Annotated in this window: 10 protein-coding genes; 7 read left to right on the top strand and 3 right to left on the bottom strand. The window is 71.7% G+C overall.

Annotation, left to right across the window (positions count from 1 at the left end):
• Positions 1–18: 18 nt before the first annotated feature.
• The gene (locus AB0I52_RS00145; protein WP_363067362.1) at positions 19–1,923 is read right to left on the bottom strand and encodes an ABC transporter ATP-binding protein; all 1,905 of its coding nucleotides are present in this window, start codon (positions 1,921–1,923) and stop codon (positions 19–21) included.
• Positions 1,920–3,806 carry an ABC transporter ATP-binding protein gene (locus AB0I52_RS00140; protein WP_363067360.1) on the bottom strand — a complete coding sequence of 629 codons (1,887 nt, stop codon included), beginning with the start codon at positions 3,804–3,806 and terminating at the stop codon, positions 1,920–1,922. Before AB0I52_RS00140 ends, AB0I52_RS00145 begins: the two co-directional genes overlap by 4 nt.
• A 168-nt stretch (positions 3,807–3,974) precedes the next feature.
• Here AB0I52_RS00140 and AB0I52_RS00135 point away from each other — a divergent pair, with 168 nt between their 5' ends.
• The 5 genes from AB0I52_RS00135 to AB0I52_RS00115 all read left to right on the top strand — a co-directional run bounded on the left by AB0I52_RS00135 (position 3,975) and on the right by AB0I52_RS00115 (position 8,722).
• Positions 3,975–4,880 carry a hypothetical protein gene (locus tag AB0I52_RS00135; RefSeq protein WP_363067358.1) on the top strand — a complete coding sequence of 302 codons (906 nt, stop codon included), beginning with the start codon at positions 3,975–3,977 and terminating at the stop codon, positions 4,878–4,880.
• Between the two features lie 82 nt (positions 4,881–4,962).
• The gene (locus AB0I52_RS00130) at positions 4,963–5,943 is read left to right on the top strand and encodes an ABC transporter ATP-binding protein (RefSeq protein WP_363067356.1); all 981 of its coding nucleotides are present in this window, start codon (positions 4,963–4,965) and stop codon (positions 5,941–5,943) included.
• A 1-nt stretch (position 5,944) separates the two neighbouring features.
• Positions 5,945–6,733: an ABC transporter permease gene (locus tag AB0I52_RS00125; RefSeq protein WP_363067355.1), complete on the top strand. Its 789-nt coding sequence runs from the start codon at positions 5,945–5,947 to the stop codon at positions 6,731–6,733.
• 5 nt (positions 6,734–6,738) lie between these two features.
• A complete protein-coding gene (locus AB0I52_RS00120) occupies positions 6,739–8,013 on the top strand; it encodes a sensor histidine kinase (protein WP_363067353.1) in 1,275 nt (424 codons plus the stop codon).
• Positions 8,014–8,071: 58 nt separating this feature from the next.
• Entirely contained in the window at positions 8,072–8,722 is a 651-nt protein-coding gene (locus AB0I52_RS00115; RefSeq protein WP_363067351.1) for a response regulator transcription factor, read from the top strand.
• A gap of 10 nt (positions 8,723–8,732) precedes the next feature.
• Here AB0I52_RS00115 and glgX read toward each other — a convergent pair whose 3' ends face one another.
• Positions 8,733–10,958, bottom strand: a complete 2,226-nt coding sequence (glgX, locus tag AB0I52_RS00110) for a glycogen debranching protein GlgX (RefSeq protein WP_363067799.1) — start codon at positions 10,956–10,958, stop codon at positions 8,733–8,735.
• 207 nt (positions 10,959–11,165) lie between these two features.
• Between glgX and AB0I52_RS00105 the strand changes: the two genes are divergently transcribed.
• Positions 11,166–12,371: an Ig-like domain-containing protein gene (locus AB0I52_RS00105; RefSeq protein WP_363067349.1), complete on the top strand. Its 1,206-nt coding sequence runs from the start codon at positions 11,166–11,168 to the stop codon at positions 12,369–12,371.
• A gap of 287 nt (positions 12,372–12,658) precedes the next feature.
• On the top strand, positions 12,659–13,912 hold the full coding sequence (locus AB0I52_RS00100; RefSeq protein ID WP_363067346.1) for an Ig-like domain-containing protein: 1,254 nt from the start codon (positions 12,659–12,661) through the stop codon (positions 13,910–13,912).
• Positions 13,913–13,929 lie beyond the last annotated feature (17 nt).

Below are 13,929 nucleotides of genomic sequence, written 5' to 3'. Positions count from 1 at the left end.
GGCGCGGACCTCCCGCCCTCAGACCAGGCTCTCCCGCCAGACGCGGTGCAGGCCCGCGAACCGGCCCGTGCCGCCGATGAGGTCGGCCGGGGCCCCGTCCTCCACGATGCGGCCGTGCTCCATCACCAGGACCCGGTCCGCGATCTCCACGGTCGACAGCCGGTGGGCGATCACCACCGCGGTGCGGCCGTGCAGCACGGTGTCCATCGCGCGCTGGACCGCCCGCTCGCCCGGGATGTCGAGGGAGCTGGTCGCCTCGTCGAGGATCAGCACCGCCGGGTTCGCCAGCAGGGCGCGGGCGAAGCCGACCAACTGGCGCTGGCCGGCCGAGATCCGGCCGCCCCTCTTGCGTACGTCGGTGTCGTAGCTGTCGGGCAGACCGCTGATGAAGTCGTGGGCGCCGATCGCCTTCGCGGCCTGCTCGATCTCCTCGCGGCTCGCGTCCGGGCTGCCGATCGCGATGTTCTCGGCGACGGTCCCCGAGAACAGGAAGGCCTCCTGGGTCACCATCACCACCCCGCGCCGTAGTTCGGGGACGGCGAGGTCCCGCAGATCGGTGCCGTCCAGCAGCACCCGGCCGTCGGTCGGGTCGTAGAAGCGGGCCAGCAGTTTGGCGAGCGTCGACTTGCCGGCGCCCGTCGAGCCGACCACGGCGATCGTCTGGCCGGCGGGCACGGTCAGATCGAAGCGGGGCAGCACCTCACCACCCGTGCGGTAGGCGAAGCTCACCGCGTCGAAGACCACCTCGCGGCCCGGGAGCTCGCCCGTGAGCGGCGGCAGCTCCCGCGGCTCCAGGGCCTCCGGGACCGTCGGGGTCTGGGCCAGCAGACCCGCGATCTTCTCCAGCGACGCCGCCGCCGACTGATAGGAGTTGAGGAACATGCTGAGCCGGTCGATCGGGTCGTAGAGCCGCCGCAGATACAGCACCACCGCGGCCAGCACACCGAGGGCGAGGGTGCCTGAGGCGACGCGGTAGGCACCCCACAGCACGATTCCGGCCACCGCGGTGTTGGCGATCAGCCGGGACCCGACGACGTAACGCGCGTTCTCGATCATCGCGTCGCCGTTCGTGCGCCGGTGCTCGTGGTTCAGCTTCCGGAAGGCCGCGTCGTTGACCGCCTCCCGGCGGAACGCCTGGACGGGGCGGATGCCGTTCATCGTCTCCGCGAACTTCACGATGACCGCGGCGATCGCCGTCGACCGGGCGGCGAAGACGACTCCGGCCCGGCGCTGGTACTGCCGTACCAGCAGATACAGCGGGGCGAAGGAGAGCACGGCGACGGCGCCCGTCGCGAAGTCCAGCCAGAGCAGCACCAGGGAGATGGAGACGAAGGAGAGGACGACCCCGATCAGCTCCTGCAACCCCTCGCTGAGCAGCTCCCGCAGCGACTCCACATCGGTGGTGGAGCGGGAGATCAGCCGGCCCGAGGTGTACCGCTCGTGGAAGTCCACGCTCAGGGCCTGGGCATGACGGAAGATCCGGCCGCGCAGATCGAGCAGGGCGTCCTGGTTGACGCCGGCCGAGGCCCGGATGAAGGCGTACTGCATGGCTCCCGCGGCGAAGGAGCACAGGGCGTAGCCGATGCCCACGGCGATCAGCGGCCCGTAGTCCTTGTCCCGGAACGCGGGCACCCCGCTGTCGATGGCGTACGCGACGAGCAGCGGACCCGCCTGTACCGCTATCTGCTGGACCAGCAGGAAGAGCGCGGCCACCACGACCCGGCCGCGGTGCGGGCGGAGCAGCGAGACGAGCAGCCCGCGCGTCGCGCCACGGGGAGTGGGCAGGTCGTCGCGGTCGAAGGAGTCCCGGGGCGCCGGGTCCTGGGGGCCGGGGTCCGGGGCGGTCTTCTCGTCGCCGCAGTCGCCGCAGTCGCCGCGGTCGCCGTCGTCTTCCGTGGGTCGCCCCGTCGTGGTGCTGGTCATCGGCTGCTGCCCTCCTCGGCAGGGGCGTTCGCGCCCAGGATGTCGTCGGTCGGGCCGGGGCCCCCGGGGCAGGCGTCCTCGCCGGCCGGGCGTTCCGCGCCGGACATCAGCCAGGCGTACTCGGCGTTGCCGCGCAGCAGTTCCTGGTGGGTGCCGACCGCGCTGATCCGGCCCTCCGACAGGAGCGCCACCCGGTCCGCGAGCATCACGGTGGACGGCCGGTGGGCGACCACCACGGCTGTGGTGTTCCGCAGCACGCTGCGCAGCGCGGCCTCGACCAGTGTCTCGGTGTGCACGTCCAGCGCGGAGAGCGGGTCGTCGAGCACCAGGAAGCGCGGCCGGCCGACGACGGCACGGGCCAGCGCGAGCCGTTGCCGCTGCCCGCCGGAGAGGCTCAGTCCCTGTTCGCCCACCTGGGTGTCGATCCCGTGCGGCAGGTCGTGGACGAAGTCGGCCTGCGCGACCGACAGGGCGCGCCGCAGCTCGTCCTCGTCGGCACCCTCGGCGCCCATCAGAACGTTCTCCCCGACGCTCGCGGAGAAGAGCGTCGGCTCCTCGAACGCCACGGACACCAGCTCCCGCAGCCGCTCGCGCGGCATCGCGGTGATGTCCTCGCCGTCGAGGGTGATCCGCCCCGAAGTGGCCTCGTGCAGCCGGGGAACGAGCGCGGTGAGCGTGGTCTTGCCGCAGCCCGTGGCCCCGACCAGGGCCATCGTCTCGCCGGGACGGATCCGCAGATCGATCCGGGCCAGCACCGGAGCGGAGCCCTCCGCCGCGTCCGGGTAGCGGAACCGGACCCCCTCGAAGACCATGCCGCCTGCCCCGGAGGCATCCTCGGCGGGGCCACCGGACGGGCTCCCGGCCGCCGGCCGGTCCGTCGCGGTCTCCTCCTCCTCGGCCACGTCCATCACCTCGAAGAACCGCTCGGTCGCCGTCGCCGACTCCTGGCTGATCGCCAGCAGGAAGCCGATCGACTCGACCGGCCAGCGCAGCGCCAGCGCCGTGGAGAGGAAGGCGACCAGCGTGCCCGCGGACAGTCCGCCGTCCGCGACCTCGATCGTGCCGAGTACCAGCGCCGCCCCGATGGCGAGTTCGGGGATCGTCGTGATGAGGGCCCAGATGCCCGCGAGCAGCCGCGCCTTGTCCAGCTCCGTGGTCCGCAGCCGCTGCGCGAGGGCGCGGAACGCGAGGGCCTGGCTGCGGTGCCGGCCGAAGCCCTTGACGATACGGATGCCGAGCACGCTCTCCTCGACCACCGTCGTCAGATCGCCGACCTGGTCCTGGGCCGTGCGCGCCACCAGCGAGTACTTCGCCTCGAAGACCGAGCAGAGGATCATCAGCGGCACGACGGGGACGAGCAGCACCAGGCCGAGCGTCCACTCCTGGCCGAGCAGGATCACGAAACCGACCACGATCGTGGTGGAGTTGACCACCAGATAGGTCAGCGGGAAGGCCAGGAACATCCGCACCAGCATCAGGTCGGTCGTGCCGCGCGACAGCAACTGGCCCGACGGCCAGCGGTCGTGGAAGGCGACCGGCAGGCGTTGCAGATGCCGGTAGAGGGCGGCCCGCATCGACGCCTCGACGGCGGCCAGCGGGCGCGCCACCATCCAGCGCCGGAGGCCGAACAGAAACGCCTCCGCTATCCCCAGCAGCAGCAGATACAGCGCCCCCAGCCAGACGCCGCCGGGGTCCCGCTCGGCCACCGGGCCGTCGACCATCCACTTCAGCACCAGCGGGATCACCAGGCCGAGGCACGAGGCGACGACCGCGATCACGACCGCGCCGGACAGCCGCGCCCGCACCGGCTTCACGTACGGCCACAGCCGCATCAGGGAGCGTGCGACGGACCGGTCCTTGGGCTCTGCATGTTCTTCGGGCATCAGGGGCGAGCCTACGGTTCACCACTGACATCGCTCATCTGCTTTTCCCGTCCGGAACCGGCTTGACGCCGTGCCCACCGCAGCCGATATTTGGTCGGCCCCTGGAGGGAGGGGCGGCTGGACGCGGAATCCGCGCAGTCGAGTCCGTGAGCACTGGGGGCAGCACGCATGACGACGGCCGATGTGTACAGCGAACCCTGTGAGCAGCTCTTTCTGGCGGGAGGCCTCGCCGGGGTCCGGCGCACCGCCACCCAGCGTCTCGACGAGGCGGGTCCGCACGCCGACCTGTACTGCCGGCTGGCCGTGGCCCACGCGTCGGAGGACGACGACGACCACGACACCGAGGCCGAACGAGCCTTCCGGAAGGGCCTGGCCCTGGACGCGGACCACCCCGGGCTGCTGGCCGGGTACGCCGAGCTGTGCCTGCGCAGCGACTCGTTCGAGTACCCGGGCCGGGCCGCCGGTGCTGTGGAGCTGACCCGGCGCCTCGAAGAGCTCGCCCCCGACTCCGCGGAGAACGCACAGCTGCGGGCAGCCCACCGCTGGGCCGCCCGCGGCTACTGGGAGGACCTGCGGATGTCGGCGGCCGAGGGCGCGGTGAGGCGGCAGGCGCGCGAGACACAGAGCGACGAGATCGCCGACGCCCTCAGGGGCCAGGGGCTCCGGGAGGCGCGGGTGCGGACCGCGGAGGCCGCCGGGGCCCGGCCCGACGACCAGCGGGCCGCCGTTCTCGCCGTCACACTCGAAACGCTCTCCGGCCCGGGGAACGGCTGGCTGCGCTGGGTGGCCCGTCACCGGGCGGCGGTGTGGGGGGTGTCGGTCGCGTTCTCGGCGCTGACGAGTCTGCTGCTGCGGACGACCGGAGTGGTCGACGGGTTCGGTCCCTGGGGCCTGTTGTGGATGCTGCCGATGCTCCTGGCCGACGCCAGGCTGTCGTCGGTGCGCAAGGAGAGCGAGCGGGTGGCCCTGGCGCGCCTGGAGGCACGGCTGTCGGGGAGCGAGGAGACCGGCACCGCCGCCGGGACCGCCACCACCGCCGACGCAGGTACCCGACGGGGCGTACGGCGGTCGTAGCCGGCATCAGCCGATCGGCTGATGCCGGTTCGAGCGCGATGGCGGATACCGCGTGCGGGCCGGGGCCGGGATGCTCGTGGACATGGCAATCATCGAAGTGGACGGGGTGCACAAGGCCTACGCCGGACGCCCCGCGGTGGACGGGGTGAGCTTCTCCGTCGAGGAGGGGGAGATCTTCGGGATTCTCGGCCCCAACGGTGCGGGCAAGACCACCACCGTCGAATGCGTCGAAGGGCTGCGGGTCCCCGACTCCGGTACGGTCCGGGTCGCCGGGCTCGACCCCGTGGCGGACCACGACCGGGTGACGCTGCTGCTCGGCGCCCAGCTACAGGAGAGCGAACTCCAGCCCAAGATCACGGTGGGCGAGGCGCTCGGCCTGTACAGCGCGTTCTACCCGGACCCCGCCGACTGGCGGCCGCTCGCCGAACGCCTGGGCCTGCACACCAAGCTCACCACCCGGTTCGGCCGGCTCTCCGGCGGTCAGAAGCAGCGGCTGTCCATCGCGCTCGCGCTCGTCGGCAACCCCAGGGTCGTGGTCCTGGACGAGCTGACCACCGGGCTCGACCCGCGCGCCCGGCGCGACACCTGGCAACTGATCGAGGAGATACGGGCGAGCGGGGTCACGGTCCTGCTCGTCACGCACTTCATGGAGGAGGCCCAACGGCTCTGCGACCGGATCGCCGTGATCGACAAGGGCAGGGTCGTCGCCCTCGACACCCCGTCCGGGCTCATCGCCGGGGCCGGCAGCTCCACGGTCATCTCCTTCACGCCCTCGCGGCCGCTCGACGACGCCGAACTGGCGCGGCTGCCCGGCGCGGCCTCGTGCGAGAGCCGCAACGGCCGCATCGTCATCAACGGCACCGACGAGACCGTCAACGCCGTGATCTCGCTGCTGGCCCGGCTCCGCGTCACCGCGCACCAGCTGCGCGTCGCCGAGGCCACCCTGGACGACGCGTTCCTCGACCTCACCGAACACCGCGCAGACCTCACCGAACACCCCGGAGACCTCACCGAGCACCCCGGGCCCGCCGAGCGGCACGAACTCACAGAACGGGCAGTCTGAGATGGCCACAGCGAACACCGTCACCGGCCACGTGCCGCGCACCGCCCCGGCGGGCGCCTCCCTCGCGGTCCTCAGGTCCGAGACCAGGCTCTTCCTGCGCGAACCCGGCAGCCTGTTCTGGATCCTCGTCTTCCCGACCGTACTGACGACGATCCTGGGACTGATCCCGTCCTTCCGGGAGCACGACGACGGCCTCGGCGGCCGGCGCGTCATCGACCTGTACGTCCCCGTGGCGGTGCTGCTCGCCATGATCATGGCCGGGCTCCAGGCCATGCCGCCCGTACTGACCGGCTACCGCGAGCGCGGCATCCTGCGCCGCATGTCCACCACCCCTGTACGGCCCTCCGCCCTCCTCGGTGCGCAGATCGTCCTGCACGGCGCCGCGGCACTCGGCTCCGCCCTGCTGGTGATGGCGGTCGGCCGGATCGCCTTCGGGGTGCGGCTGCCCGGACAGCCCTTGGGCTATCTGCTGGCGCTGCTGCTCGCCGTGGCCTGTGTGCTGGCGCTGGGCGCGCTGGTCTGCGCGGTCTCCCGCACCACCAGGATCTCGGCGGCCATCAGCTCGGTCGTCTTCTTCGCGATGATGTTCACCGCGGGCGTCTGGGTGCCGGTGCAGGCCATGCCCGACACCGTCCGCCGCATCGTCCAGGTCACCCCGTTCGGCGCGGCCTCCCAGGCGTTGGACCGGGCGGCCTCCGGAGACTGGCCGAGCTGGGCGTACCTCGGCGTGGTGGCGCTGTGGACGGTACTGGCGGCGGGGGTCGCGATCCGCAACTTCCGGTGGGAGTAGGGGACATGAGGGCGGGGGAGCGAGCGGCCGTGATCCGGGTGGCGACGGCCGAGCAGTGGTGGGAGCGGTTCTTCCGGTACGGACCCTACGGACTGCTCGGCCTGGCCACCGCGGTCTCGGCCGTGACCGCCGAGCTCATCATGTCCCGGAGGGACGTGTACACGGTCGCGGTCCTCGTGCCGGTGGCGCTCGTCCTCCAGCTCTGGCGGGGCCGCGACCCCTCCGGGCCGGGGTCACGGGCGGCGCAGTTCTACTTCGTCACCCGCACGCTTCTCGCCTCCGTGCTGACCTGGTGCAACCCGTTCTTCTCCATGTTCGCCGTGCTCGGCTACTTCGACGCGGGCCGGCTGCTTCCGCGACGGGCCATGCGGGCCGGAATGCTGGCCACCGCCGTCATCATGGCGGGTTCGCAGTCCGGCAGCGGCCTGCCGCCGGTCAGCCTCATGAACTGGATCACCTTCCTCATCCTCCTCACCCTGCACGGGACCCTCACCATGGTCTTCGCGCAGATCAGCAACCGGGAGGCCGATCAGGTCCGTACCCAGGTCGACACGATCACCGAACTGGAGTCGGCCAACGCCCGGCTCGAACAGGCCATGGCGGAGAACGCCGGCCTCCACGCCCAACTGCTGGTCCAGGCCCGCGAGGCCGGGGTGGCCGACGAGCGGAGGCGGATGGCCGCCGAGATCCACGACACCATCGCCCAGGGGCTGACCGGCATCATCGCCCAGCTCCAGGCCGTGACCTCCGCGGCCGCCACCGATCCGGAGCTGGCCGGGGAACACCTGGTGCGGGCCACCGCCCTCGCCCGGCACAGCCTGGGCGAGGCACGCCGCTCGGTGCACGATCTGCTGCCGGCCGCGCTGGAGCACGACGACCTCCCCGGCGCACTCAAGAAGACGGTCACCACCTGGTCGGAACGGACCGGCGTCCGCGCCGAGTTCACCGTCACCGGCACGGCCGAGCCGCTGCACGACGAGGTCGGCGCCACCCTGCTCCGGATCGCCGAGGAGGCGCTCGCCAACGCCGGCCGCCATGCCGCCGCGTCCCGGGCCGGCGTCACCCTGTCCTACATGGGCGACGAGATCACCCTCGACGTGCGGGACGACGGCCGCGGCTTCGACCCGGCCGCGCTGCCGCCCTACCGGGGCGCCGGCGGATTCGGGCTCGGCGGCATGAGGGCACGCGCCGAACGCATCGCGGGCACGGTCGAGGTGGAGACAGGACCCGGCCTCGGCACCGCGGTCTGCGCCCGGGTCCCACTGGTGCGCGACGACTGACAGGCTGTCGGGTGACCTCTGGGACGGCGCCGCCGCGCGCACAGTACGGTGGGCCGCTATGGCTGAGGAACCCGCACGCGTCATCACGCTGATCGTCGTCGACGACCACCCCGTCGTACGGAACGGGCTGCGGGGCATGTTCGACTCGGCGGCGGAGTTCCGGGTGCTCGGCGAGGCGGCGGACGGTGTCGAGGGCGTCGAGATGGCCGTCCGGCTCGATCCCGACGTCGTCCTGATGGACCTCCGGATGCCCGGCGGCGGCGGAGTCGCGGCGATCACCGAACTGACCCGGCGCGGCGCCCGTTCCCGGGTTCTGGTCCTCACCACGTACGACACCGACTCCGACACCCTGCCCGCGATCGAGGCCGGTGCGACCGGATACCTGCTCAAGGACGCCCCGCGCGAGGACCTGTTCACCGCGGTGCGCGCCGCCGCCGACGGCCGTACCGTCCTGTCGCCCGCCATCGCCTCCCGTCTCGTCTCGCGGGTGCGCGCCCCCGCCCGGCCCGGCGGCGAGACGCTCTCCGCGCGTGAGCGCGAGGTGCTCGCACTCGTCGCCAAGGGGAACTCGAACCGGGAGATCGCCGCCGTGCTCTTCATCAGCGAGGCCACGGTGAAGACCCATCTCGCCCATGTCTTCGCCAAGCTGGGTGCCAAGGACCGCGCTGCCGCCGTCGCCGTGGCCTACGACCGCGGCATCCTGGGCTGAGCGGCCGGGCTCACTCCCGTACCCGCAGCAGCAGCACCGATCTCGCGGGCACCGTGAGGCCCGTGTCGCCCCGGTGGACCGTGCCCGGTGCGGTGGACTGGTCCTCCCGTGCGGTGTCCAGGACCAGTTCGTAACTCTGCGCCCACGGCGGTCCCGGCAGCCGGAAGTCCGCCGGGCGGTCACCGGCGTGCAGCACGGCCAGGAAGCTCTCGTCGGTCACCGGCTCGCCCCGGGCGTCCCGGCCCGGGATGTCGCGGCCGGAGAGATAGAGCCAGACCGTCGCGGCCGGCGCGTACCAGTCCTCCTCCGTCATCTCGGTCCCCTGCCGGGTGAACCACGCCAGGTCCCGCAGCCCGTCCGGGGCCTGCGCCCGGCCGGAGAAGAACGCCCGGCGGCGCAGCACCGGATGGGTGTGGCGCAGGGTCAGCACCCGGGCCGTCAGCTCGGTCAGCTCCCGCCACCGCGGCTGTTCGAGGAGTGACCAGTCCAGCCAGCCGACCTCGTTGTCCTGGCAGTACGCGTTGTTGTTGCCGCCCTGGGTGCGGCCCATCTCGTCGCCCGCGACGAGCATCGGCACCCCGGTCGACAGCAGCAGGGTGGTGAGCAGGTTGCGCAGCTGGCGGCGGCGCAGCGCGTTGACGCCGGCGTCGTCGGTCTCGCCCTCGGCGCCGCAGTTCCAGGACCGGTTGTCGCAGGTGCCGTCGCGGTTGCCCTCGCCGTTGGCCTCGTTGTGCTTCTGCTCGTAGCTCACCAGGTCGCGCAGGGTGAAGCCGTCGTGCGCGGTGACGAAGTTGACCGAGGCGTACGGGCGCCGGCCGCCCCACGCGTACAGATCGCTCGATCCGGTCAGCCGGTAACCGAGATCGCGTACGTCGGGCAGCGCGCCGCGCCAGAAGTCCCGTACGGCGTTCCGGTAGCGGTCGTTCCACTCGGTCCACAGCGGCGGGAAGGCGCCGACCTGGTAGCCGCCGTTGCCGACGTCCCACGGCTCAGCGATCAGTTTCACCCGGCGCAGCACCGGGTCCTGGGCGATCACCGCGAGGAACGGGGAGAGCATGTCGACGTCGTGCATCGAGCGGGCGAGCGCCGCCGCCAGGTCGAAACGGAAGCCGTCGACGCCCATCTCGGTGACCCAGTACCGCAGGGAGTCGGTGATCAGCCGCAGGACGTTCGGCTGCACCACGTGCAGGGTGTTTCCGCACCCGGTGTAGTCGGCGTATCTGCGGGCGTCGGACTGGAGCCGGTAGTAGCCGCGGTTGTCGATGCCGCGCAGCGACAGCATCGGGCCGAGCTCGCCCGCCTCCGCCGTGTGGTTGTAGACCACGTCGAGGATCACCTCGATCCCGGCACCGTGCATCGCGCGGACCATCCGCTTGAACTCGCCGACCTGCTGGCCCGCGGTGCCGCTCGCGCAGTAGCCGGCGTGCGGGGCGAAGTAGCCGATCGAGTTGTAGCCCCAGTAGTTGTGCAGCCCGCGCCGGAGCAGATGGTCCTCGTGGGCGAACTGATGCACCGGCAGCAGCTCCACGGCCGTCACCCCGAGGCGCTTCAGATGGCCGATGGCCGCGGGGTGCGCGAGTCCGGCGTAGGTGCCCCGCAGCTCCTCGGGGATGCCAGGGTGGAGCTTGGTGAAGCCGCGGACGTGCAGTTCGTAGATGACGGAGTCGGCCCATGGGGTCTTGGGCCGCCGGTCCTCGGCCCAGTCGTCGTCATCGTGGACCACCACCCCCTTGGGGACGTACGGGGCCGAGTCCCGTTCGTCGCGCACGGTGTCGGCGACCTGCTGCTGGGGCCAGTCCCTCACATGGCCGTACACCTCGGCCGGAAGGGTGAAGGACCCGTCCACCGCACGGGCGTACGGGTCGAGGAGCAGCTTCGCCGCGTTCCAGCGGGCGCCCGTCCACGGGTCCCAGCGGCCGTGCACCCGGTAGCCGTAGCGCTGACCGGCTCCGATGCCGGGCACGAAACCGTGCCAGATCTCGTGGGTCAGCTCGGTCAGCGGCAGCCGGGTCTCGGTGCCGTCCGCCTCGAAGAGGCACAGCTCCACGGCCTCCGCCCCGCCCGCCCAGAGCGCGAAGTTGGTGCCCGCCACCCCGTCGGGCCCCACCCGGAAGCGGGCTCCGAGCGGCATCGGCGTACCGGGCCACACAGCGGGCGGCCGCTGTCCGGGGCCGGCCGGAGCGGTTGCCGGCCGTTCCGCCGCCTGTCCGGGCGGTCCCGGAAACGTCTTCGGCACTGCCTCCTGCTCGGCTGCGCTCGACACCTGCTCGCCTCCCGCGGCTCGTGGGGGACCGGCACCGGAAGGGAGCGCGCGGCGTCCCGGCCGCGGCTCCGCGAGTGTGGTCTCTCCTCTGTTCTGCCCACGAGTGGGCCCGCACTCACGTTTCCCCCGAGCGGCCCCGGTCGTTGGGGGGACGTGAACCACGTAGCGAAGAAGGCAGGCGTGAGCCCGGTGACCGTGCTGACACGGCCGGGACTGCTCGCCGTACTGGCCCTACTGGCCGTTCTGACCGGCTGTTCGGGCGCGGGCTCGATCGTCGGCGGGAAGTCCCGGTCGCCGCAGGAGGCGATCCGGATCACCCCGCAGGACAGGGCCGAAGGTGTGAAACCTGACAGCAAGGTCGAGGTGAAGGTCCCGGACGGGCGGCTGGAGAGCGTCAAGGTGACCCGGATCGAGGACGCGCAGGAGCAGGAGGTGAGGGGCCTGATCGCGAAGGACGGCCTCTCGTGGACGCCGCAGGGAGCGGCGGGCCGGCTCGGGCTCGCCGCCAAGTACAGCGTCGACGCGGTCGCCCTGGACGGCGCGGGGCACCGCTCGGCCCGCCACACCACCTTCACCACGGTGGTGCCCGAACACCGCTTCATCGGCTACTTCAAGCCGGAGAACCGGTCCACGGTCGGCACCGGCATGATCGTCTCCTTCGAGTTCAACCGTCCGATCACCCACCGCGCGGCCGTGCAGCGGGCCATCCGGGTGACCAGTGATCCGCCGGTCGAGGTGGCCGGGCACTGGTTCGGCGCCGACCGGCTGGACTTCCGCCCGGCCGCCTACTGGGAGCCGGGCACCGAGGTCACCGTCGAGGTGGCGCTGCGCGATGTGGAGGGGGCGCCGCAGGTGTACGGCACCCAGCACAAGACGATCAGGTTCACGGTGGGCCGGGAGCAGGTCTCCCGGGTGGACTCGGCCGCCCACACCATGGAGGTGCGCCGGGACGGACAGCTCGTCTCCACGGTCCCGATCACGGCGGGCTCCCCGACGACGACCACGTACAACGGCAAGATGGTGGTCAGCGAGATGCACGAGGTGACGCGGATGGACGGGCGGACCGTCGGCTTCGGCGGTGAGTACGACATCAAGGACGTGCCGCACGCCGTCCGGCTCACCGAGTCCGGCACCTTCCTGCACGGCAACTACTGGTCCGACGACGACATCTTCGGCTCGACCAACGTCAGCCACGGCTGCATCGGGCTCCGCGACGAGCAGGGCGGCAGCGGGTCCACCCCGGCGGGCTGGTTCTTCGACCGGACGCTCATCGGGGACGTCGTCGAGGTCGTCAACTCCAAGGACAAGAAGGTCGCCCCGGACAACGGGCTGAGCGGCTGGAATCTGAACTGGACCCAGTGGAAGGCGGGTTCCGCCGTGCGCTGAGGCGCCGCGGCTCTCCCGTGCACATCTCGGCTCCGCCCCGGAGCCGTCCGGACGGCGCGGCCGGTGCGGCCGCGCCGTCCGTCGCGTCCGCCCACAGCGCCGGTACCGCCCGCCACCAGGCGAACTCCTGAACGAGTTGGGACGGAACGGTGACATTCCGGGGGAGATCTGTCCGCAGCCGGTGTGATTATCTTTCGCTGAGCGCGCATATGCAGCGCGCGGGGGCGGGAGCCCGAGAGCTCCCAGGGTCTTGGCGGGGCCAGGCCGTGCGAGGGGAGACGACCACATTGAACGGGCAGCCGATATCGGGCACACCTGCCGGGGCGAACAGCGGGCGGCGTGGACGTGGGGCCACCGGACTGCTGGCTCTGGTGCTGGGCGCACTGTTGCTCCTGGTGACGGCGTGCGGCGGTGAGGACACCGGCGGCGGGAGCAAGGGTGGCGGCAAGGGCGGGGCGAAGACCGACGACACCAGCGCCTCCCAGGCGGTGGTGAAGGTCGCCCCGAAGGACGGTGCCGACTCCGTCGCCACCAGCGGGGCGCTGAAGATCTCGGCCGAACAGGGCAAGCTCACCACCGTCAAGGTCGCCGACGCCAAGGGCGCCGAGGTCGAGGGGAAGATCGCGGCGGACGGCGCGAGCTGGGAGCCGGAACGGCATCTGGCCTCCGCGACCAAGTACAGGGTCCACGCGGTGGCGAAGGACGCGAAGGGCCGTGAGTCGGCGAAGGACACCACCTTCACCACACTGGTCCCGCAGAACACCTTCATCGGGCAGTACACCCCGGAGGACGGTTCCACGGTCGGCGTCGGCATGCCCGTCTCGATCCACTTCACCCGTGGCATCACCGACCCGGAGGCCGTCGAGAAGGCCGTCAAGGTGACGGCCGATCCGGCCGTCGAGATCGAGGGCCACTGGTTCGGCAACGACCGCCTGGACTTCCGGCCGCAGGACTACTGGGCCGCGGGCACCAAGGTGACCGTGAAGCTCGACCTCGACGGTGTCGAGGGACGCCCGGGGGTCTACGGCAAGCAGACCAAGACGGTGTCGTTCACCATCGGCCGCCGGCAGATCAGCACCGTGGACGCGAGCTCGCACCGGATGAAGGTCGTCCGCGACGGCAAGCAGGTCAAGGACATCGCGATCTCCGCGGGCGCCCCGGCCACCACCACGTACAACGGCCGGATGGTCATCAGCGAGAAGCTCCGGGTGACCCGGATGAACGGTGACACCGTCGGCTTCGGCGGTGAGTACGACATCAAGGACGTGCCGCACGCGATGCGGCTGTCCACGTCGGGCACCTTCATCCACGGCAACTACTGGGGTGGTTCGGGTGTCTTCGGCTCCACCAACACCAGCCACGGCTGCGTCGGCATGATGGACGCCCGCGGCGGCGGTGACCCGGGCACCCCGGCGGCCTGGTTCTTCAACAACTCGCTCATCGGCGACGTCGTGGTCGTGAAGAACTCCCACGACAAGACGATCCAGCCGGACAACGGCCTCAACGGCTGGAACATGGACTGGTCGGAGTGGATCAAGTAGCCCTGACCGTCCGAGCG

This window comes from Streptomyces sp. NPDC050423 (genome assembly GCF_040655445.1).
Lineage (GTDB): Bacteria > Actinomycetota > Actinomycetes > Streptomycetales > Streptomycetaceae > Streptomyces.
Note: the sequence above shows the minus strand (reverse complement) of the source record. Positions and strands in the feature narration are given on the sequence as shown.

What these genes read in the sequence shown, in the direction of transcription:
- AB0I52_RS00120 (WP_363067353.1), top strand. Translation starts at nt 6,739, where the DNA reads ATGAGGGCGGGGGAGCGAGCGGCCGTGATCCGGGTGGCGACGGCCGAG.
- AB0I52_RS00145 (WP_363067362.1), bottom strand. Translation starts at nt 1,923, where the DNA reads ATGACCAGCACCACGACGGGGCGACCCACGGAAGACGACGGCGACCGC.
- AB0I52_RS00135 (WP_363067358.1), top strand. Translation starts at nt 3,975, where the DNA reads ATGACGACGGCCGATGTGTACAGCGAACCCTGTGAGCAGCTCTTTCTG.
- AB0I52_RS00115 (WP_363067351.1), top strand. Translation starts at nt 8,072, where the DNA reads ATGGCTGAGGAACCCGCACGCGTCATCACGCTGATCGTCGTCGACGAC.
- AB0I52_RS00130 (WP_363067356.1), top strand. Translation starts at nt 4,963, where the DNA reads ATGGCAATCATCGAAGTGGACGGGGTGCACAAGGCCTACGCCGGACGC.
- AB0I52_RS00140 (WP_363067360.1), bottom strand. Translation starts at nt 3,806, where the DNA reads ATGCCCGAAGAACATGCAGAGCCCAAGGACCGGTCCGTCGCACGCTCC.
- AB0I52_RS00125 (WP_363067355.1), top strand. Translation starts at nt 5,945, where the DNA reads ATGGCCACAGCGAACACCGTCACCGGCCACGTGCCGCGCACCGCCCCG.